Origin of the sequence: Parahaliea mediterranea (genome assembly GCF_003402235.1) — a bacterium.
Lineage (GTDB): Bacteria > Pseudomonadota > Gammaproteobacteria > Pseudomonadales > Halieaceae > Parahaliea > Parahaliea mediterranea.
In genome coordinates, this window is the sequence record NZ_QEWO01000009.1 from 30,189 (window position 1) to 50,683 (window position 20,495).

Here is a 20,495-nt window from a genome sequence, read left to right on the forward strand (position 1 = left end):
AGAGAGGCCATGAGCGACAGCAATTTTGTGAGCGTCCAGCGCGCGCTGATCAGCGTTTCCGATAAAACCGGCATAGTGGAGTTCGCCACCGCCCTGCGCGAGTTGGGCGTGGAACTGCTTTCCACCGGCGGCACCTACCGCCTGCTCAAAGAGCAGGGCCTTGCGGTGACCGAAGTGGCCGACTACACCGGCTTCCCGGAAATGATGGACGGCCGGGTAAAAACCCTGCATCCGAAAATCCACGGTGGCATCCTCGCCCGCCGCGGCCAGGACGACGCGGTGATGGCCGAGCACGGTATCAACGGCATCGACATGGTGGTGGTGAACCTCTACCCCTTCGAGGCCACCGTTGCCAAACCGGGCTGCACCCTGGAAGACGCCATCGAGAACATCGACATCGGCGGCCCCACCATGGTCCGCGCCGCGGCCAAGAACCACCGCTTTGTCAACATTGTGGTGAACGCCGGCGACTACGACGCCATCCTTAACGAGATGCGCGCCAACGATGGCGCCACCTCCCTGGATACCCGCTTCGATCTGGCCATCAAGGCCTATGAACACACCGCTGCCTACGACGGCGCCATCGCCAATTACTTCGGCCGGCAAGTGCCCGGCGGCTCGGCGGACTTCCCGCGCACCTTCAACACCCAGTTTCACAAGGCGCAGGACATGCGCTACGGCGAAAACCCCCACCAGAAGGCCGCCTTTTACGTGGAGGCCAGCCCTGCCGAGGCCGGCATTGCCACGGCAACACAACTGCAGGGCAAGGAGCTGTCCTACAACAACGTGGCCGACACCGACGCCGCCCTTGAGTGCGTGAAGAACTTTGAGGCCCCAGCCTGCGTGATCGTCAAGCACGCCAATCCCTGTGGCGTGGCGGTTGCGGCAGACCTGCTGCAGGCCTACGAACTGGCCTTCGCCACCGACCCGGAATCCGCCTTTGGCGGCATCATCGCCTTTAACCGCGAGCTGGATGCCACCACCGCCAGCGCCATTGTCGAGCGCCAGTTTGTGGAGGTGATTATCGCCCCCAGCGTCAGCGCCGAGGCCGCCGAAGTGGTGGGCGCCAAGAAGAACGTGCGGCTGCTGGCCTGCGGGGCTTGGAGCGCGCCGCAGTCCGCCTTTGACTACAAGCGTGTCAACGGCGGCCTGCTGGTACAGGACCGCGACCTGGGCATGGTGAGCGAGGCCGACCTCAAGGTGGTCACCAAGGTGCAGCCCACTCCCGAGCAGATGAGCGACCTGCTGTTTGCCTGGAAGGTGGCCAAGTTCGTGAAGTCCAACGCCATTGTTTACGCCCACCAGGGCCAGACCGTGGGCGTGGGTGCGGGTCAGATGAGCCGCGTGAACTCCGCCCGCATCGCCGCCATCAAGGCCGAGCACGCCGGCCTTGCGGTGAAGGGCTCGGTGATGGCCTCGGACGCCTTCTTCCCCTTCCGCGACGGCATCGACAGCGCCGGCGAGCGCGGCATTGCCGCGGTCATCCAGCCCGGCGGCTCAATCCGCGACGAAGAGGTGATTGCCGCCGCCGACGAGCACGGGATGGCGATGGTGTTTACCAGCATGCGTCATTTCAGACACTAATGGCGCACCATGCGGCCCCAGGTGGCGCGATACCGCGTTGAAGATGAAAAAACAATGCTCACGTACTTTCGTGTACGCTCCGCTTGTTTTTCCACCTTCGCCTCGTCTCGCACTCACCTGGAACCACCTAGCAAGTCGTTAGCACTTCGAATTGGAACAAGGTTGAATCTGGAATGAATGTATTGGTGATTGGTAGCGGCGGGCGCGAACACGCGCTGGCCTGGAAACTGTCCCAGTCCAAGGCGGTAAAAACCGTCTTTGTCGCGCCGGGCAATGCCGGCACCGCCGGTGAGTGGGGTGTGCGCAATGTCGACATCGACCCGCTGGACTTCCCGGCCCTGGCGGAATTTGCCGAGGGCAATGACGTCGGCCTGACCGTGGTTGGCCCCGAGGCGCCGCTGGTGGAGGGCGTTGTCGACTACTTTGGCGAGCGCGGCCTGCGCTGCTTCGGCCCCGGCAAGGGCGCCGCCCAGCTGGAGGGCTCCAAGTCCTTCACCAAGGACTTCCTCGCCCGCCACAACATCCCCACCGCCGACTACGCCACCTTCACCGAGCTGCAGCCGGCCCTGCAATACCTGCGCGATAAAGGCGCCCCCATCGTGATCAAGGCCGACGGCCTGGCCGCCGGCAAGGGCGTGGTGGTGGCCACCAGCCTGGCCATGGCCGAGGCGGCGGTCACCGACATGCTGTCTGGCAATGCCTTTGGCGAGGCCGGGGCGCGGGTGGTGATTGAGGAATTCCTGGAAGGCGAAGAAGCCAGCTTTATTGTCATGGTGGACGGCCAGCACGTGCTGCCCATGGCCACCAGCCAAGACCACAAGCGCATTGGCGAGGGCGATACCGGCCCCAACACCGGCGGCATGGGCGCCTACTCACCGGCACCGGTGGTTACCAAGGCGGTGTTCCAGCGCATTCGCGACGAGGTCATTCTGCCCACCGTGCGCGGCATGGCCGCCGAGGGCAATCCCTACACCGGCTTCCTCTACGCTGGCCTGATGATCACCGCCGACGGCGCCCCCAAGGTCATCGAGTACAACTGCCGCTTTGGCGACCCGGAAACCCAGCCCATCCTGATGCGCCTGAAATCTGACCTGGTCGACCTGTGCCAGCAGGCCATCGACGGCCAACTGGACCAGGCCCAGGCCGAGTGGGACGAGCGCGTTGCCATCGGCGTGGTACTGGCCGCTGCGGGCTACCCGGGCAGCTATGCCAAGGGCAAGGTGATCTCGGGCCTGGATACGTTCTTCCCCGGCCACATCAAGGTGTTCCACGCCGGCACCGCGCTGGATGGCAACAACGTGGTCACCAATGGCGGGCGCGTACTCTGCGTAACGGCCCTTGGCGCCAACATCGCCGAGGCCCAGCAAACTTGCTATCAGGCGGTGGAGAAAATACGCTGGGACGGCATGACCAAGCGCAACGACATTGGCTGGCGCGCCGTGGAACGCCACATCAAGGCCGCCAGGTAAGCCACACCGGCAGGAGGTCACCCACCATGGCCACCCGAAAACGCAGCTTCAGCCCCATCGATCGCCTGCTGGGCGAGGCGGGCAGCGCCCTGCAAACCCTGGCCGCGCGCAAGCGCACCGCGGCACGGCCCTCTCCCGCCGAGGGCCACTCCGACACCCGCCTGAGCGAACGCGAGCGCAGCCATGTGGCGGGCCTGATGCGGGTCAATCACACCGGCGAAGTGTGCGCCCAGGCCCTGTACCAGGGCCAGGCGCTGACCGCCAAACTGCCCGATGTGCGCGAGGAAATGCGAGAAGCGGCGCGGGAAGAGGCCGACCACCTGGCCTGGTGCGACCAGCGCCTGCAGGAACTGGACAGCCGGCCGAGCGTGCTCAACCCGGCCTGGTATGGCCTGTCCTTCCTGCTGGGGGCCACAGCCGGCGCAGTGGGTGACAAGTGGAGCCTAGGGTTTGTGGCCGCCACCGAGGAGCGGGTGTGCCGCCACCTGCGCAATCACCTGAAGCAACTGCCCACGACGGATCGCAAATCGCAGCTGATTCTGCAGCAGATGCTGGAAGATGAGGAGCGCCACGGCCACAACGCCCTGCAGGCGGGCGGCGCCGATTTCCCGCAGCCAGTGAAGGACGCCATGAGCCTGGTGTCCAAGGTGATGACAAAAAGCAGTTATTGGGTGTAACGCCGCGCAGCGTCAAAGAGCCGCGCAGCGTTAAACGGCGGCAATAACAGCGGCGCTCACCGCCGGCGGCTCAGGCCGGCGCGAATTCAACAATCTCGTGGCTGTGGGTGATTTCCACCCCGGCAGCGCCCAGCATGATGGATGCCGAGCAGTACTTCTCGGCAGACAGTTCCACCGCCCGTTTGACCTGGGATTCTTTCAGCGCCTCGCCGGTCACCACAAAGTGCAGGTTGATGCGGGTAAACACCGCCGGCACTGCGTCGGCCCGCTCGGCCTGCAATTCCACACGGCAGTCCACCACCTTCTGGCGGGACTTTTTCAGCATGCTGATCACGTCGTAGATCGAGCAGCCGCCCACCCCCAGCAGCAGCATTTCCATGGGCCGCACGCCCATGTTGCGCCCGCCGAGATCCTCGGGGCCGTCCATCACCACGGTGTGGCCACTGCCGGATTCGCCAATGAACATGGCGCCATCCATCCACTTCACGGTTGCCTGCATGCTGGTTCCTTCTGGACTGGTCTTTCGCGGCGGGGCAGCTTAGCACAGCGGGAGTGTTTTTACTTCGACGAGCCTGCGTTAAGATAGCAGCCGTTTTACGGCCGCAAGGTAGGGAGCCAGCGCTGTGCTAAAACCACAAATACTCAATGCCATTCCCAATGTGGAGAGTTTTCTCCGCCACTGCCAGCGCCGTGATTACAGCAACAAGAGCGTCATTCTGGAAGAGGGCGCGCTGAGCGATTCGCTCTACCTGATTCTGGAAGGCTCCGTCTCCATCCAGGTGCAGGACGAGGACGACAAGGACCACCTGATGGTGGTGAGTTACCTCAACCCGGGGGACTTCTTTGGGGAAATGGGCCTGTTCGAGGACCAACCCGAAGCCCGCAGCGCCATGGTGATCGCCAAAAACCAGTGCGAAGTGGCGGAGATTTCCTACGACCGCTTCCACCAGATCCGCAGCCAGTACCCCGACATCCTGTTCGCCATCGGCCGCCAGATGAGCGTGCGCCTGCGCCAGACCACCCGCAAACTGAAAGACCTGGCCTTTGTGGACGTATCCGGCCGGGTGGCCCACACCCTGCTGGATTTGTGCAAACAGCCCGACGCCATGACCCACCCGGACGGCATGCAGATCAAGGTGACCCGTCAGGAACTGGGCAAAATCGTGGGCTGCTCGCGGGAGATGGCCGGGCGGGTACTGAAAACCCTGGAAGAAGACGGCCTGGTGTCCGTCTCCGGCAAAACGATGGTGGTGTACGGCACCCGCTAGAAAAACAGCTCCCGCAGCTTGTCGCCGGGCCGCTCGGCCCGCATAAAGGCTTCTCCCACCAAAAAGGCATTCACCCCGCTGTCACGCATCAAGGCCACATCCTCGGGGGTGTGAATACCGCTTTCGGTCACCACCGTGCGCCCCGCCGGTATGTGCGCCAGCAAATCCAGCGTGGTCTCCAACCGGGTATCGAAGGTGTGCAGGTCGCGGTTGTTGATGCCAACCAGGGGCAGCTCCAGCGGCAGGGCCCGCTCCAGTTCCGCCCGGTCGTGCACTTCCACCAGCACATCCAGGCCCACCTCGGCGGCGGTTTGCGCCAGTTCCGCCATCTGGGCATCCTCCAGACAGGCCACAATCAGCAGAATTGCATCGGCGCCAATGGCCCGGGCCTCCACCACCTGGTAGGGATCCACGGTAAAGTCTTTGCGGATCACCGGCAGTTCACAGGCACTGCGGGCCTGCCGCAGGTAGGCATCGGCGCCCTGGAAGAAGTCGATGTCGGTCAGCACCGACAGGCAGACCGCGCCGCCCTCGGCGTAGCTGGTTGCAATCGCCGCCGGCTGGAAGTCGGCGCGAATCACCCCTTTGCTGGGGGAAGCCTTTTTCACCTCGGCGATCACCGCGGCCTGCCCGGAGCCTGCGCGCGTCGACAGGGCGGCGGCAAAGCCGCGCGCCGGGCTCTGTTCGCTGATGCGCGCCTCCAGCGACGTAATGCTGTCCTTGCGGCGGCGCTCGGCCACCTCTTCCCATTTTCGCGCAACAATGCGACGCAGGATGGTGGGCGCTGTACTGCTCATGCGGAAACGGCCTTGATCATCTGGGTGAAATCGACATAGGACTTGAGTTTTTCCAGGGCCTGGCCACTGGCAATCAGGTCTTCCGCCAGCGCTACGCCCTCCTTCAGGCTGGCGGCCAGCCCCGCGACATACAGGGTGGCGCCGGCGTTGAGCGCAATCAGGGCGGCGGCCTTCTGTGCCGGCGCGCTGTCTTCATTGGCGAAGGCGGCGCGAATCAGCGCCGCGGATTCGCCAGCGCTTGCCACGCTAAGGCCGTCCAGGCTCGCCGCCTGCAGGCCGACATCCCCCGGGCTGACGGTGTACACAGCCACTTCGTCCTCGCGCAGTTCCGCCACCCGCGTGGGCCCGGCAATCGACAACTCATCCAGGCCGTCGTCGGCATGCACCACCAGGGCATGCACATGGCCCAGGTTATGCAGCACATGGGCCAGCGGCTCGCACAGCTCGGCACTGAACACCCCCAGCACCTGGCGCTGCACGCCGGCGGGGTTGGTCAGGGGGCCGAGGATATTGAACAGGGTGCGCATGCCCAGTTCCTTGCGCGGGCCAACGGCATGGCGCATGGCGCTGTGGTGGTTGGGGGCAAACATGAAGCCCATGCCCACCTCGTCAATACAGCGGGCCGTTTGCGCCGGCGTGAGATCCAGCGGCACCCCCAGGGCTTCCAGCACGTCGGAGCTGCCGGAGGTGGAGGACACCGAGCGATTGCCGTGCTTGGCCATGCGCGCACCGCCCGCCGCGGCCACAAAGGTGGCGGCGGTGGATACGTTGAACAGGTTGGCGCCATCGCCGCCGGTGCCCACCAGATCCACCAGGTGCGCCTTGGAAACCTCCACCGGCAGGGCCAGCTCGCGCATGACCCGCGCGGCGGCGGCAATCTCGCCGATGCTCTCGCCCTTCATGCGCAGGGCCACCAGCATGGCGCCAATCTGCGCATCGGTGGCGCCGCCAGACATCACCTGGCGCATCACCGCGGTCATTTGCTCGTCGCTGAGGTCCTCGCGCTCCACCCAGCGCGGCAGGGCCTGTTCAATCTTCATCGCGTGCCCCCTTGCTCCAGAAAGTTGCGCAGCAAATCGTGGCCATGGGCGGTGAGGATGGATTCCGGGTGGAACTGAACCCCTTCCACCGCCAGCGTTTTGTGGCGCAGGCCCATGATTTCATCGACCTGGCCATCGTCCGTCTCTGTCCACGCCGTCACTTCCAGGCAGTCCGGCAGGCTGTCTTTGGCCACCACCAGGCTGTGGTAGCGGGTGGCCTCGAAGGGCTGGCTCAAGCCGGCAAACACGCCTTCACCCCGGTGATGGATGGGGGAGGTTTTGCCGTGCATGACCTGCCGCGCCCGCACCACCTCGCCGCCGAACACCTGGCCAATACTCTGGTGGCCAAGGCAGATACCCAGCAGCGGCAACTTGCCGGCGTACTCGCGAATCACCGCCATCGACACACCGGCCTCGTTCGGCGTACACGGCCCCGGGGAAATCACAATGCACTCGGGCTTGAGGGCGGCGATATCGCCCACCGTAATCTCGTCGTTGCGCACCACGTGCACATCCGCCCCCAACTCCCCGAGGTACTGCACCACGTTGTAGGTGAAGGAGTCGTAGTTATCGATCATCAGGATTTTATGCATTATAACTCCTTGATTTAATTGACTTTATAGGAGATATCGCCATCCTGTTATACACTCCATTATACACATTGACTTTGGATTCCCGCAGACAATACCCGGAAACCACCTCGCAGGCAGCCCCGAAGCACAGGCGGGGAACTGCACTCTGCAAGCAAAACACAGTATTGGTAACCCAGGATCTAAAGCCAATGGCAAGCACAACCGTCTGATGCAACCCAGCTACACGCCGCATGCTCTGATAAAGGACAAGTAATGTAAGTGGCACCGGGCAATCTCCTTAGGTCTTGGAGCCGCCGTGCCGGAGAGTCATCTGCTATACCTTGACCACCGGTTCGGCGGCAAGGCGCGGTCGAAACCGCAACGACGAGCCGCTCCCTATTGGAAGCGCCACCACAAAGCAACTGTAATCGAAGCGGTACGGGTCATGGCAGACCTTAGTCAAGTGGATCGGAGAGCCAAGCGTGGAACTCCGCGCGCAGGGGCTCAAAAAAACCCAAGTATTCTAACACGGAAGCCACATTTGTCGTCTACTAACATGTTGTCTCAAACGACTAGGAGCTACAGCCCCAAACGTCCTCACCACCATCAAATGCGGTGTGTGTAGCTCTGGTGAACACCCCGAAAAATACCTATTGCGAGGCAATCTGAGCTGGGCGCTAATCAGACCGATGACGCGCGGGAAGTGTAACCAGGCTGAACCCGGCACAGGTTTCACTTCCCGCGCACGAGGCCAACTACAGCTTGGTGTACACACGACCATCAGGATCTCAAAGAATGCTCACGCCACAAGTAGTATACAGCCGGCAGTACCAGCAGGGTCAGAATAAGCGCACTTACCATGCCGCCTACCATTGGAGCCGCAATTCGGCTAACAACTTCTGCACCAGTGCCAGAGCTAAACATAATGGGCAGCAACCCAGCAATAGTGGACACCGCAGTCATCATGACCGGCCTAACACGTAGTCCAGCCCCACGTATCACCGCCTCGGATAGCTCCTCCTTCCGTAGCGGCGCCTTTAGTTCTTCGCCATCACTCAAAAGTTGAGTATACGACTGGTTAAGGTAGGTCAGCATAATGACGCCGATCTCCACCGTGACACCGGCAAGAGCAATAAACCCAACCGCCACAGCTACAGAAAAATTGTAATTCAGAAGGTACATCAGCCAAATGGACCCAACTACAGCGAGCGGCAAGGTACCTAAAATTATGGCAACCTCAGCAATGCTCCGGAAATTCATGTACAGCAGCACGATGATAATAGCCAAAGTCAGTGGCACCACATAGGTCAGCTTTTCCTTAGCCCGCAGCATATACTCATACTGGCCAGACCAGGTTACGGAGTAACCCGCGGGCAGTTCCAGCTCTCGCGCGACGGTCGCCATTGCCTGCTCGACATAGCTGCCTACGTCCACGCCGTCGATATCGACAAAGGTCCAACCATTGAGCCGCGCATTCTCGCTTTTGATGGCCGGTGGACCGTCTTCCACGTAGACATTCGCCACATCCGCCAGAGCGATGCGTTGACCACCAGGCGTGACAATGGGCAAGAGTGCGAGTTGCTCCGGCGAGTCGCGGTAATCCTGTGGATAGCGCAGATTCACCGGATAGCGCTCCAATCCCTCGATGGTCTGGGCCACGTTCATGCCGCCAATGGCGGTGGCTACCACCTGCTGAACGTCGGCAATATTGAGGCCGTAGCGCGCGGCCTGTTCCCGCTGGATATCCACCTTGATATAGCGCCCGCCCGCTACCCGTTCGGAGTAAACCGAGGCGGTACCGGGCACATCCTTGAGGATCTGTTCCAGTTGTTGGCCAACCTTCTGGATTTCCTTCAGGTCCTCGCCGGCCACCTTGATGCCCACCGGCGTCTTGATGCCGGTGGCCAGCATATCGATGCGTGTCTTGATGGGCATTACCCAGGCGTTAGTCAGGCCGGGAAATTGCACCAGCGCATCCAGCTCCTTCTTGAGCTTCTCCGTGGTCATACCCTCACGCCACTCCTCCCTCGGCTTAAGCTGGATAAAAGTCTCGATCATGGTCAGCGGTGCCGGATCCGTCGCCGTCTCGGCGCGTCCAATCTTTCCAAACACGGTTTTCACCTCTGGCACGGTGGCAATCAGCTTGTCGGTCTGCTGGAGCAGTTCTCTAGCCTTGCCAACAGATAGCCCAGGATAGGTAGTGGGCATGTACATGAGATCCCCTTCATCAAGATCGGGAATGAACTCGCTGCCGATTTTGTTCACCGGCCAGATCCCAATTAGGAAGATCAACACAGCGATAACAAGTGTTATTTTTGGAAAACGCAATACGGCTTTTAGCAGCGGCATATACCCCGCGATCAGAATCCTGTTAATCGGGTTTTTGCCTTCAGCGACTACTTTCCCACGAATGAAATACCCCATAAGCACCGGCACCACCGTGATGGCCAGCGCGGCACTGGCCGCCATAGCATAGGTTTTGGTGAAGGCGAGGGGTGAGAACATCCGGCCCTCCTGGGCTTCCAAGGTGAATACCGGCAGAAAACTCACTGTGATAATAAGCAAGCTGAAGAACAATGCCGGACCCACCTCGGAAGCCGATTGTGCTACGACTTGCCAACGGTTTTCCGTGGTCAAGGGCATACGTTCCATATGCTTATGCATGTTTTCGATCATGACGATAGCGCCATCTATCATGGCGCCGATCGCGATCGCGATACCCCCGAGCGACATGATATTGGCATTGATACCCTGCCAATACATAACCATGAATGCCGTCAGGATACCCAGTGGCAGACTGATGACCGCTACCAGGGACGATCTGACATGAAACAGGAAAATGACACAAATCGCTGCCACAATAGCGAGCTCTTCAAGCAGGCTCTTCCAGAGGCTTTCAATGGCTCGAGAGATCAGCCCCGATCGATCGTAAACGGTGACGATTTCGACACCCTCCGGCAAGCCTGCCTTGAGCTTCTCCAGCTTGGCCTTGACGCCATTGATGGTCTTCTGGGCATTTTCGCCAAAGCGCATCACCACGATGCCACCGACCGTCTCGCCTTCACCATTGAGTTCGGCGATACCCCGGCGCATCTGTGGCCCCAACTCGATATCAGCCACGTCCTTGAGTAGCAGCGGTGCACCGTTGACGTTCACGCCCAGCGGGATGGTGGCGAGATCCTGGATGCCCTGAATGTAGCCGCTGGCGCGAACCATGTACTCGGCTTCGGCCATTTCCACTACCGAGGCGCCCATCTCCTGGTTACCGCGTTGAATGGCCATCTGGATATGGGATAGCGGTATACCAAATGCTCGCAGTTTTTCCGGATTTACCTTTACCTGGTACTGCTTGACCATGCCGCCAAGTGCAGAGACCTCGGAAACCCCGGGCACTGTCTGCAGTTCATATTTCAGAAACCAGTCCTGCAGGCTGCGAAGCTGACTAATGTCATGCTGGCCAGTGCGATCCACCAGCGCGTAGAGGTAGACCCAGCCAACACCGGTGGCATCCGGTCCCAGTTGCGGTCGCGCGTTGGGCGGCAGCGTGGGCGCCACCTGGGACAGGTATTCCAGCACCCGCGAGCGCGCCCAGTAGGCGTCCGTGTCCTCGTCGAAAATCACGTAGACGTAGGAGTCGCCGAAGAAGGAGTATCCCCGCACCGTGACGGCACCCGGCACCGACAACATGGCGGTGGTCAGTGGGTAGGTCACCTGGTCCTCCACTACCTGCGGCGCCTGCCCCGGGTAGCTGGTCTTGATGATTACCTGGACGTCGGACAGGTCCGGAATGGCATCCACGGGGGTGTTTTTCAGTGCGAACAGGCCGCCGCCGACCAGTATCAGGGTAGCCAGCAATACGAAAAAGCGATTGCCGATCGACCAGCGAATAATGGATTCAATCATGGTCGCTCTCCTTCTGATCGTGACCTTCATGGGTCATCCCTTTTTGCTTGTCCACTGAAGAGCCCGCTTCCCTATCCTCTGGGGAATATGGCTCAGTGCTGCCTCGCGTTTGGTCCGGGATCCGCACCTGGGTTACCCGATAACCCTTGTCGGGATCCTGCGTGACCTGAACCTGCAGGCGCATGTCTTGCCGGAGCTCTTCCATATCGACCGACTCGGCGACAGCGAAATCCATGGTCATCGCCGGCCATTGCCAGGCATCAATCGGGGCATGGGCCAGGGTCACCATCCAGTGGTCGGGCATCAGGCTCTCTATGCGTGCCTGCACCCATACCGCCAGAGGCGCTTCGACCTCCCCGGCATGGGACATCCGCTTGAAATCCGATGTCTTACTGGATTCCGAATCGATCAGGAACTGTGCGGAAGTGACGATATGCTCGCCTTCCTTGAGCCCCGACAGTATTTCCACCTGTCGTTCTCCCACGCGTCCGACCTTCACGGCAATGGACTTGAACCTGCCTTCGCCCAGGGCCAGTACCACGCGCTCTTGGGTGCCGGTGCGAATCAGCGCCTCCCGCGGGATCAACAGGGTTTTAGTCCCCGGCTGGGTTTGGATGTGCATTTCGGCAAACATGCCCGGCTTCAGAAACCTGTCGGCATTGTCGAAATGCACTCGAATCTGCACGGTGCGCGTCTCGTCGTTCAGCGAGGGATAAACGTAATCCACCTGTCCCAACCACTCCCGGCCAGGCAGATAATCAAGTCGCATGCGTACCCTGTTTCCGGTTCTGACGAGGCTGGCCTGGCGTTCGAAGATTTCACCGATCACCCAAACATGCTCCAGTTGGCCTATGGTCATCAGACTCATGCCGGGTTTGACGAACATGCCCTCGCGCACGCCCAGGTTGTCCACGACACCGGATTGCGGCGCGGCAATGGTGATTGCCTGATTGACTTGTCGGGTTTGACGCAGCTGTTCGATTGCCCTCTGGGGAACCTGCAAGGCCGTCAGTCGGTCGACGGCGGCGCGAACCAGCTGAGGATTGTCACGCTTCAGTGCCAGCACCAACTCTTCCTGGGCATTCACCAGGGTTGGTGAATAAAGAGCGTACAGGGGTTCCCCCTTTTCAACCGGATCACCATCGGCCTTGACATGAAGTTTCTCGACCCATCCCTCCACTCTGGGGTGGATGTGGACCAATCGGTCTTCATCGTACTGCACATACCCCACCGTTTTGACGTCCAGGGACAACCGACCTGATTCCACACTGGCAGTACGGACCCCGAGATTATTGACGACATCCGGCGAAATCTGCACGGTACCGGCTTCATCCTCGCTATCACCTTCCTCGTATACCGGGATCAGGTCCATGCCCATGGGTGATTTGCCAGGCTTGTCGCGCCGGTAGTTTGGATCCATGGGCGCCACCCAGTAGAGCGGCTTGCGTTCGCCAACAACGGTTTGCGCACCATCTTCTCTGGCAGCACTCAGCAGCCAGACGCCCGCAGCGCCGATCACAATGCCGATAACGGCCGCGATCAAGGGTTTCGAAAATACATTCATGATGATCTCCTTATAAATCTTCTACCGATCGCAGGGCGTCAGCCGATGCTTGGGTAAGCAGGTAATTGATCCGGGCAGTCGCCTTTTGCCGTTCCACTGCAATGGCCAGGGCATCGATTTGGGCGTTCAATTCGGCAATGCGGGCACGCACCGCTTCCGCAAAGTCGCCGTCGTCGTTGTTGTAGGCGGCCAGCGAGGCTTCAGCCTGTTCGGCCATTTGTGGCAGCAGCTGGTCGACATAGAGGGCATGACGTTCATCGAGGCGGGCCAGGTCGACCGCCGCCGTCTCCAGTTCTGACACCAGCCGGCGGCTCAACAGTAATTTCTCGGTCTTGATCGCCTCGGTGCGGCTCACCGCGGCGCTCAGGGCCTTGTCCTGCCGGTTGGATGTGAAAATTGGCAAATCGAAGGTTATTCCGAGGGAGAACAGGTCAGCCCTGTCCCGGCCCAGCGGGTCCTGATCGCGATAGCCGTATTGGGCGTTGATCCCCCACTCTGGCTTGTATTTCTGGCGCGCCAGGTCGATATCGGTTGCCGTGGCGTCAATCCGCAAGTCCATCGCCAGCAAGGCGGGATGACTCATGATCCGTTCATAACGTTCCTGTTCGGAAGCCTGAGCCGACACTGACGCAGTGGGCGAGAGAGTTGGCAGCGTCGGTGCCAGGCCGATGTTGGCTCGCGAGCCAACCCATTCGGCCAGGCGCTTCTGGGCAGCTTCCTGTTGCTGCCTGAGTGCCGTCAAACGATCCTCGAGGCGGGTCAATTCCAGTTGCGCGCGGATCACATCCTGCTGACGTGTTCGACCTACCGCTGTCGCATAGCTCGCCTGCGCGGCATCCACCAGATGCTCGAACAAAGATCGGTCTTGTTCAATGATCCGAATGCTCTCCTGGGCCTTGAATGCCTCCAGCCACAACTGCGTCACCGTCGCCGCCACCTTGGCCCGGCGATCCTGCCGCAACAATGGATGGCGCAGCGCGAGCTGCTGTTTCTGTTGCTTCGCCAGCGCGAGCGTGTCACCCCGGGGAAACATCTGGCTGATCCCCACGGATAGCTGGGTCATGGCCTCCTGATCGATGTCAAAGGTATCCACGGGAAAGTTACCGGCCGTCAGGCTCATCCTTGGGTCCGGCAGGGTGGCCGCAGCCGTGGCTTCGTCACTCAAGGCAGCTTGGGTATGGCGGCTGCCAGCCAGCCAGGGATCGGCCGTAATGGCGATGTCGACTGCCTTGTTCAGCGTCAATCCCTCCTCTACTGCCTGTGCATTGACGAGGACACTGCCGGCACCGAACAGCAGGATTAGCAGGTGTATGAATACTTTCATGGTTGTGCTTCCCGCTGATATTGCTGAGCCGCGTTTTCCACGCTGGCAAACACTTCACTGCTACCGTCCTTTTTCAGCAGCAGCACTTGATAGGGCGTAAATCTGTCCCCGACTTCCATACCAGGACTGCCCAGCGGCATGCCGGGCACCGCAAGTCCGATGGCGTTGTGCGGCGGATTCGCCAGGAACTCCCGGATATAGCGCGCCGGAACATGCCCCTCGAACACGTACCCCTGAGACGACACGGCGGTATGGCAGGACTGGTGACGGGGCTCGATCTGGTATCCCTCTTTGATGGCATTGAGATCCGATGGGTGTCTCGCGGTCGTGTCGAACCCTGCTTTTTCAAGGCGAGACATCCACTTCTTGCAACAATCGCAGGTGGGTTGCTTGTAGACGGTGAATTTTTCCACCCCGTATGAATCGGACCCGCTGGGTGTTGACCTGCCTTGCGACTCACCACCACAGGCAGCCAGCAGGGGGAGCATGATCAACCCTAACGTTAGGCCTTTTAATTGCGATAACTTCATATTTGCCTCCGGCGATAAATCGCCAATCAATTTCAGCTTCCGGCAACACGGTTGTGTGTATGCCCCTGCCCTACTGGACTGGGCACCTTGCCTGGGGTTTCTGGACAAATTGCGCCTGTGAAATCAGGCGATGGGAGGCCTTAGGAAAAGAAAAACCGGCGCCGGCGGCAAGACAATGGGATGGGAAGCGATGCCAGTAGAGCGATTGTCCGATGCCATTGGTGCAGCCATGGTTGATGCCAGCAACTGCATCGGCAAGGCACATCCTCCTGTCAGCGAACACTCCTCCCCCGGTCGATCAACGTTGCAAAAATCCGCTTCAACATCCTGTTCATGGACAGGATGTACCGAAGTGTTCCCACCCTGGTGACAGGGAGTATTTTGCTGCGATGCTAATGCTCCTGCCCCCACGCCACTGAGACCGCAGGTTAGCGCAACCGCTTCCGCAGTCTGTGTCAGCAACACCACTACCAACAGCGTGACAATACCTGTGTAGAAGTTCACTCAGTTCCACCCATTTTTGCACCGCCCTTTTTAATGTCCCCCGTGACCCCTGACAAAGCCCATCCACCAAGGCATTTAGGATGAACACGTCGATGGATATGGTAAGTAATTGTCACCAACAGGGAGATTACCCCAGGATTACATCTTTGTAATCCTGGGGTAATGCTGGGGTAATGCTGCCGACAGGGGACAAGCTCTACTATCAACATTAAACGGGTCTCCAATTTTTCTGACGAGGCATGCATGAGAATTGCAACAGAAACCCCACCCATAAAATTTCAGAGACCTCAGCATACACTTGACCTGTGCGCTGGACACAGGTTCATCATTATCCACAGTACTGTACCAAAACTCATGTTTAAGACCTGGCAGTTTGACACAGATCAAGGCGACGTTTTAAGCGCGGGTCTAACATTGCAGGTAACACTGAGCGAAGAGAACTTGCCAAATGCACGTCAATCAACTGGCCAGGGATATAGGGGTGACCGGGGACACCGTGCGCTATTACACCCGTATTGGATTCCTGAACCCGGTAAAGAATCCTGTCAACGGCTACAAGGAATACAGTCCAAAAGACAGGCGACTTCTTCGGTTTATCCTGAGCGCCAGACAACTGGGGTTTTCGGTAAATGATATTGGCCAGATCCTCCATACCGCCGACCAGGGTATTTCCCCTTGTCCTCTGGCCAGACGGCTTATTCAGCAGCGACTGGAGGAGAACGGAAAAAGCTTTCGAGACAGTGCACAGTTACGGCAGCGCATGCTCAGCGCCGTCGCAACATGGAATCAGAAGCCTGACCGAGCTCCTACGGGAGACATGGTCTGTCATCTGATCGAAGAATTCAGTGATGGCGAACATACCAGTTGAAGAAACGTTCAGACCTGAAAATCATTAAAGGTCGGGGTGGTGGCACAAAAATTAGTTGATTCTGGTGTCGCGGAAAGAGGAATAAACGAATGCATGTAGGTGCTTGGGGTTTGGCGGTTATCGTCACCGTCGTTGTCTCGTGGTTGATGTACCGCTATCTGGCGCCGGACAGCTGGAAAGAGTGGACGCGCGCGGGCGTACTTCAGGCTTTCATTATTGCCTTTTACGCCGAGATGTACGGCTTTCCCCTGACCATCTACTTTCTCGCGCGGTTTTTCGGCCTCGACCTGGCCTGGGGCGAAGGCGGCAACCTGTGGGCGCAACTGTTTGGCACACCTACCGCTCACATCGTTGCGATGCTGATCGGCTATAGCCTGGTGTTCTTCGGCGCAACCCTGGTCGCTGACGGCTGGCGCCGCATTCACCTGGCGCGACGCAGTACGATACTGATGACCGATGGCATCTATGCGCGCGTTCGTCATCCACAATACACGGGTCTGTTTCTCATCGTCTTCGGCGAAGGGGTTGTGCACTGGCCAACCATTCTCTCTGTGATTGCGTTTCCAGTGATTTTGCTGGCCTACACGCTACTGGCTCGCAAGGAGGAGCGTCAGATGCTGGAACAGTTCGGCGACGAATACCGCCACTATCAACAGCGGGTTCCGATGTTCTTCCCCAATATCAATGATCTACTGCGACAGGAGTCTTGAATGAACCTAGAAATCACGACCATCATCAGCGGTATTGTCCTGTTGCTTGTTTTCGCCCTTGTGGGTTGGAACCTGCGACGCAAGCGATCGAATTCTGAAAAGTCAGGAAGCAAAAATGAGCACTGAAGCAAAGCAGACAACAGCACTGGCACGGCTGACTGTGCCGGGCATGGGATCAGACCATTGCGCCGGCATTGTAAAAACCTCGCTGAAGCGTCTGGACGGTGTGGATGAAATTACCACCAACATTGCCGCTCATCGCGTGGAGGCCCACTACGATCCCAGCAAGCTCGAACTGAGCGATATCCGCACAGCCGTGGAAAAGGTAGGCTACGATGTCGCCTCGGCCAGTAGCTCCGGAGCTGGCAAAGGCGTCCAGCTAATTGTCCCGGGCATGGGCTCGGATCACTGCGCCGGTATTGTGCGCGAGTCTCTCCAGCGGCTCGACGGCATCACGCACATCAGCACCAGTATCGCTAGTCACAAGGTTCACGTTAAGGTGACCGATGGCGGCCCCAGTGCTGACCAGCTCAGACAAGCGGTGGAAAAAGCCGGTTACGACGTTGCCCAGGTCTCTTCCGAGGCTGAGGATGACGATGCGGGTAAGGATGCCGATATCGAAGACGCCTACTTGCGCCAGGCGCTCAAACGCTTGTGGATTGCCGGCCTCCCCACCACCCTGATCATGCTGTTGATGATCCCCCATATGTTCTGGCAGCCGATTCCCGGCTATCTGGCCATTATCGCGGTGCTCGCGTTTCCGGTGGTTTTTCTTTACGGCGGCGCCGCCACCCACAAGTCTACCTGGCGCTCACTCACCAACCGCACCTTCAACATGGATGTGCTGATCTCCATGGGCAGCGCACCGCCCTACCTGATCGGCCTGGCGGGGTTTTTCGTCACCATGACCTCGTTTATCGAAATGGCCGCCACCATCATGACCTTCCACCTGCTTGGGCGCTACCTTGAGGCCAAAGCCAAAGGCAGAGCGTCCCAGGCGATCCGCAAGCTGTTGACCCTGGGCGCCAAAACGGCGCGGGTGGAACGCGACGGGCAGGAACAGGAAGTTCCGGTGAAAGAGCTCCAGCCGGGCGACATCATGGTCATCCGCCCCGGTGACAAGGTGCCAACCGACGGCGAAGTGGTAGAGGGTGAGAGCCACCTGGATGAGTCCATTGCCACCGGTGAATCGGTACCGGTCTATAAAGCGCCGGGCGATACTGTTATTGGCGCAACCATCAATAAAGAAGGGCGACTGCGGGTAAAAGCCACCAAGGTGGGAGGCGATACCTTTTTGTCCCAGGTCATCAAACTGGTGGAACAGGCACAAGGATCGCGGGTGCCCATTCAGGAATTTGCCGATCGCATGACCGGGCGTTTCGTGCCTGTCGTCATCCTGATTGCCCTGGCGAGTTTTGTTATCTGGTTTGTCGCCGCCGACTCTCTGCGCCCGATACTGGTCTGGGGCGCAGGATTTCTGCCCTGGGTTGACCCGACAGCGAGCACCCCGGTGCTGGCGATTCTCGCCGCCATTGCGGTACTGGTTATCGCCTGCCCCTGCGCTCTCGGTCTGGCAACGCCGACCGCGTTGATGGTGGGCTCGGGTATCGGCGCCGAGCGCGGCATTCTGATTCGCTCCGGCGAGGCCATTCAGACCTTCAAGGACGTCAAGGTAATGGTGTTGGACAAAACCGGCACCATCACACGGGGCGAACCCAAACTGACCGAAGTGGCCATGGCCGAAGGCGTGACCGAGCAACAATTATTGCAGTGGGCCGCCACGGTGGAAAATGCCTCCGAACACCCCATTGCCCGGGCTATTGTGGAAGGCGCCGGCGAGCGCAGCGTGAAGCCGGGCGAGGTGACGGAATTCCGGTCCACCGGCGCGCGCGGTGTTTCCGGCAAGGTCGACGGTGCCCTGGTGCTGATCGGCAACCGCAAGTTATTGGCCGAAGAATCGGTAAGCGGTCTGGAAGCGCTGGATCAGGATCTTGATGACCTGGAGGGTCGCGGGCGCACCGCCGTGCTGGTGGCGGTTGACGGCAAAGCCTGCGGCATCGTCGCGGTGGCGGACACTATCAAGGCAGAATCGGTAGCCGCGATTCGCGGTATGCACGAACTGGGTTTGCATGTGGTGATGATCACCGGCGACAACGAACGCGCGGCCCGCGCTGTTGCCAACGAAGTGGGCATCGACGAAGTACAGGCCGGCGTGCTCCCGGAAGGCAAGGTGGGTGCCATTCGTGAACTGCAGAAAAAGCACGGCAACCACGTCGCCATGGTGGGCGATGGCATCAATGATGCCCCGGCGCTGAAACAAGCTAATGTGGGCATTGCCATCGGCGCCGGTGCCGATGTCGCCATCGAGGCGGCGGATGTCACTCTGGTGCGCGGCGAACTGACCGGTGTGGTGGAAGCCATGCATCTATCGCGTGCCACGTTTGGAAAAATCGTGCAAAACCTGATCTGGGCCAGTGCCTACAATGTGGCCGCCATCCCCATCGCCGCGATCGGTTTGCTGCACCCCATGATCGGGGTTATTGCCATGACCGTGAGTTCGCTCTCGGTGATTGGCAACTCTCTCTTGCTCAAGCGGGTGAACTTGAACGTGAACAACCAACCTGAAACCGAGTAGATAACGAATTACAGAGCCCACAGGAGACACCATCATGTCAACCAAACCCGGATACTGGACCAGCCTTCACGGCCTGGCAACGCTCACTCTTATTGGCGCCGCGCTCTATTTTCTCTTTGTGGAACACGGCGCCCATGTCCTTCCCTATCTTCCCTTCTTGATCATTCTGCTGTGCCCCTTGATGCATCTCTTTATGCACAAAGGCCATGGCGAAGGCCATCAGCATGGCAGGGAAAACGAATCTGCGCAGGAAGCGTATCAACGCGGACTGCAGGATGGTCGAAAGGATCCGAGAGCACGTTCCTGAACGTGAACTTCGGACTCCCACTCAACAACGCAAGTAAATTTAAACCTGGAGATAGCCATGAAAACACTTATCACAGCACTGACCCTAACCACCCTCATTTCAGCTCCGGCATTTTCCCAGGGCATGCACCAGCACGAGGGGATGAAAATGAACGACTCGATGCAAGCCCAAGAAGCGCAGACATCCGCCATGCACGCTCAAATGGAAAAGATGAAGTCGCTCATGGAACGCATCAAGTCTGAGCAGGATCCCCAGGCTCGGGAAAAATTGATGAAGGAACACATGGCCATTATGGAAGAAGGCATGCAATTGATGAACAAGGGAATGACAGATGACCCCAACGCGGATGCTATGAACTCGGAAAAACGCATGAACATGATGAGCGACCGCATGGACATGATGCAGCAGATGATGGAACAAATGATGGGTCAGATGATGGAGCAAAAAGGTATGGGCGGCCAGACTTCCGGGCAGGGCATGCCTCATATGTAGGCGAACCTGATAGCCCCAGGCCACCGACTTAATGACATCGCCAATGAACACAGATCACCACAACAGGAGAATCATGGAGGTGACGAAGCAGGTTTTATCAACGGGAAGTCCCTGTTCATCGCCTGTGGTTTTGACACGTTCGCGCTTCTACTTCTGGTACAGAAGCATAGGGCGCAGCTGATGGGAATGTTGATCTACCTGATCCTGCGGCATCTGATGCTCTTGGCAATGCGCCGGGAGCAAAAGCGCTT

Annotated in this window: 19 protein-coding genes; 10 read left to right on the forward strand and 9 right to left on the reverse strand. The window is 59.4% G+C overall.

Annotated elements, in window-relative coordinates; all coding sequences use genetic code 11:
• Nucleotides 1-9 precede the first annotated feature (9 nt).
• The 3 genes from purH to coq7 all read left to right on the forward strand — a co-directional run bounded on the left by purH (nt 10) and on the right by coq7 (nt 3,730).
• Complete coding sequence (gene purH / locus DDZ17_RS20610) at nt 10-1,584, forward strand: bifunctional phosphoribosylaminoimidazolecarboxamide formyltransferase/IMP cyclohydrolase (protein WP_116368935.1); 1,575 nt, start codon at nt 10-12, stop codon at nt 1,582-1,584.
• Between the two features lie 173 nt (nt 1,585-1,757).
• Nucleotides 1,758-3,053, forward strand: coding sequence for a phosphoribosylamine--glycine ligase (gene purD / locus DDZ17_RS20615; protein ID WP_116368936.1), 1,296 nt, complete (start codon nt 1,758-1,760; stop codon nt 3,051-3,053).
• Nucleotides 3,054-3,079: 26 nt separating this feature from the next.
• On the forward strand, nt 3,080-3,730 hold the full coding sequence (coq7, locus tag DDZ17_RS20620; RefSeq protein WP_116368937.1) for a 2-polyprenyl-3-methyl-6-methoxy-1,4-benzoquinone monooxygenase: 651 nt from the start codon (nt 3,080-3,082) through the stop codon (nt 3,728-3,730).
• 70 nt (nt 3,731-3,800) lie between these two features.
• Here coq7 and DDZ17_RS20625 read toward each other — a convergent pair whose 3' ends face one another.
• Nucleotides 3,801-4,229, reverse strand: coding sequence for an OsmC family protein (locus DDZ17_RS20625; protein WP_116368938.1), 429 nt, complete (start codon nt 4,227-4,229; stop codon nt 3,801-3,803).
• 124 nt (nt 4,230-4,353) lie between these two features.
• Here DDZ17_RS20625 and crp point away from each other — a divergent pair, with 124 nt between their 5' ends.
• Nucleotides 4,354-4,998 carry a cAMP-activated global transcriptional regulator CRP gene (gene crp, locus DDZ17_RS20630; protein WP_116368939.1) on the forward strand — a complete coding sequence of 215 codons (645 nt, stop codon included), beginning with the start codon at nt 4,354-4,356 and terminating at the stop codon, nt 4,996-4,998.
• Here crp and trpC read toward each other — a convergent pair.
• From trpC to DDZ17_RS22555, 8 genes are all read right to left on the reverse strand, one after another.
• A complete protein-coding gene (gene trpC / locus DDZ17_RS20635; protein WP_116368940.1) occupies nt 4,995-5,795 on the reverse strand; it encodes an indole-3-glycerol phosphate synthase TrpC in 801 nt (266 codons plus the stop codon). The two genes, crp and trpC, sit on opposite strands and share 4 nt — an antisense overlap.
• The gene (trpD, locus tag DDZ17_RS20640; RefSeq protein ID WP_116368941.1) at nt 5,792-6,835 is read right to left on the reverse strand and encodes an anthranilate phosphoribosyltransferase; all 1,044 of its coding nucleotides are present in this window, start codon (nt 6,833-6,835) and stop codon (nt 5,792-5,794) included. The genes trpC and trpD overlap by 4 nt, the downstream gene beginning before the upstream one ends.
• A complete protein-coding gene (locus tag DDZ17_RS20645; RefSeq protein WP_206613612.1) occupies nt 6,832-7,428 on the reverse strand; it encodes an anthranilate synthase component II in 597 nt (198 codons plus the stop codon). The genes trpD and DDZ17_RS20645 overlap by 4 nt, the downstream gene beginning before the upstream one ends.
• A 759-nt stretch (nt 7,429-8,187) precedes the next feature.
• A complete protein-coding gene (locus tag DDZ17_RS20650) occupies nt 8,188-11,310 on the reverse strand; it encodes an efflux RND transporter permease subunit (protein WP_116368942.1) in 3,123 nt (1,040 codons plus the stop codon).
• Nucleotides 11,303-12,874: an efflux RND transporter periplasmic adaptor subunit gene (locus tag DDZ17_RS20655; RefSeq protein ID WP_116368943.1), complete on the reverse strand. Its 1,572-nt coding sequence runs from the start codon at nt 12,872-12,874 to the stop codon at nt 11,303-11,305. The genes DDZ17_RS20650 and DDZ17_RS20655 overlap by 8 nt, the downstream gene beginning before the upstream one ends.
• A gap of 10 nt (nt 12,875-12,884) precedes the next feature.
• Nucleotides 12,885-14,198: a TolC family protein gene (locus tag DDZ17_RS20660; RefSeq protein ID WP_116368944.1), complete on the reverse strand. Its 1,314-nt coding sequence runs from the start codon at nt 14,196-14,198 to the stop codon at nt 12,885-12,887.
• Entirely contained in the window at nt 14,195-14,728 is a 534-nt protein-coding gene (locus DDZ17_RS20665; RefSeq protein ID WP_116368945.1) for a DUF411 domain-containing protein, read from the reverse strand. Before DDZ17_RS20665 ends, DDZ17_RS20660 begins: the two co-directional genes overlap by 4 nt.
• Nucleotides 14,729-14,851: 123 nt before the next feature.
• Nucleotides 14,852-15,232 carry a hypothetical protein gene (locus tag DDZ17_RS22555; RefSeq protein ID WP_157976773.1) on the reverse strand — a complete coding sequence of 127 codons (381 nt, stop codon included), beginning with the start codon at nt 15,230-15,232 and terminating at the stop codon, nt 14,852-14,854.
• 448 nt (nt 15,233-15,680) lie between these two features.
• On the opposite strand from DDZ17_RS22555, the gene DDZ17_RS20670 reads away from it, so the two are divergent.
• From DDZ17_RS20670 to DDZ17_RS20690, 6 genes are all read left to right on the forward strand, one after another.
• Nucleotides 15,681-16,100, forward strand: a complete 420-nt coding sequence (locus DDZ17_RS20670) for a MerR family transcriptional regulator (protein WP_116368946.1) — start codon at nt 15,681-15,683, stop codon at nt 16,098-16,100.
• A gap of 110 nt (nt 16,101-16,210) precedes the next feature.
• Nucleotides 16,211-16,810 (forward strand): methyltransferase family protein, encoded by a 600-nt coding sequence (locus DDZ17_RS20675; RefSeq protein WP_206613613.1) that lies wholly within the window; start codon nt 16,211-16,213, stop codon nt 16,808-16,810.
• On the forward strand, nt 16,811-16,936 hold the full coding sequence (locus DDZ17_RS22935; RefSeq protein WP_277749339.1) for a hypothetical protein: 126 nt from the start codon (nt 16,811-16,813) through the stop codon (nt 16,934-16,936).
• A complete protein-coding gene (locus DDZ17_RS20680; protein ID WP_116368948.1) occupies nt 16,926-19,445 on the forward strand; it encodes a heavy metal translocating P-type ATPase in 2,520 nt (839 codons plus the stop codon). The genes DDZ17_RS22935 and DDZ17_RS20680 overlap by 11 nt, the downstream gene beginning before the upstream one ends.
• A 34-nt stretch (nt 19,446-19,479) precedes the next feature.
• Nucleotides 19,480-19,752 carry a DUF2933 domain-containing protein gene (locus DDZ17_RS20685; protein ID WP_116368949.1) on the forward strand — a complete coding sequence of 91 codons (273 nt, stop codon included), beginning with the start codon at nt 19,480-19,482 and terminating at the stop codon, nt 19,750-19,752.
• A 57-nt stretch (nt 19,753-19,809) separates the two neighbouring features.
• Complete coding sequence (locus tag DDZ17_RS20690; RefSeq protein WP_193940643.1) at nt 19,810-20,244, forward strand: hypothetical protein; 435 nt, start codon at nt 19,810-19,812, stop codon at nt 20,242-20,244.
• Nucleotides 20,245-20,495: the final 251 nt, after the last annotated feature.

Coding starts and splice junctions, on each gene's coding strand:
- coq7 (WP_116368937.1), top strand. CDS start 3,080: ATGGCCACCCGAAAACGCAGCTTCAGCCCCATCGATCGCCTGCTGGGC.
- trpD (WP_116368941.1), bottom strand. CDS start 6,835: ATGAAGATTGAACAGGCCCTGCCGCGCTGGGTGGAGCGCGAGGACCTC.
- DDZ17_RS20655 (WP_116368943.1), bottom strand. CDS start 12,874: ATGAATGTATTTTCGAAACCCTTGATCGCGGCCGTTATCGGCATTGTG.
- DDZ17_RS20650 (WP_116368942.1), bottom strand. CDS start 11,310: ATGATTGAATCCATTATTCGCTGGTCGATCGGCAATCGCTTTTTCGTA.
- trpC (WP_116368940.1), bottom strand. CDS start 5,795: ATGAGCAGTACAGCGCCCACCATCCTGCGTCGCATTGTTGCGCGAAAA.
- DDZ17_RS22935 (WP_277749339.1), top strand. CDS start 16,811: ATGAACCTAGAAATCACGACCATCATCAGCGGTATTGTCCTGTTGCTT.
- DDZ17_RS20685 (WP_116368949.1), top strand. CDS start 19,480: ATGTCAACCAAACCCGGATACTGGACCAGCCTTCACGGCCTGGCAACG.
- DDZ17_RS20625 (WP_116368938.1), bottom strand. CDS start 4,229: ATGCAGGCAACCGTGAAGTGGATGGATGGCGCCATGTTCATTGGCGAA.
- purH (WP_116368935.1), top strand. CDS start 10: ATGAGCGACAGCAATTTTGTGAGCGTCCAGCGCGCGCTGATCAGCGTT.
- DDZ17_RS20680 (WP_116368948.1), top strand. CDS start 16,926: ATGAGCACTGAAGCAAAGCAGACAACAGCACTGGCACGGCTGACTGTG.
- DDZ17_RS20660 (WP_116368944.1), bottom strand. CDS start 14,198: ATGAAAGTATTCATACACCTGCTAATCCTGCTGTTCGGTGCCGGCAGT.
- DDZ17_RS20690 (WP_193940643.1), top strand. CDS start 19,810: ATGAAAACACTTATCACAGCACTGACCCTAACCACCCTCATTTCAGCT.
- purD (WP_116368936.1), top strand. CDS start 1,758: ATGAATGTATTGGTGATTGGTAGCGGCGGGCGCGAACACGCGCTGGCC.
- DDZ17_RS20645 (WP_206613612.1), bottom strand. CDS start 7,428: ATGCATAAAATCCTGATGATCGATAACTACGACTCCTTCACCTACAAC.
- DDZ17_RS20670 (WP_116368946.1), top strand. CDS start 15,681: ATGCACGTCAATCAACTGGCCAGGGATATAGGGGTGACCGGGGACACC.
- DDZ17_RS20665 (WP_116368945.1), bottom strand. CDS start 14,728: ATGAAGTTATCGCAATTAAAAGGCCTAACGTTAGGGTTGATCATGCTC.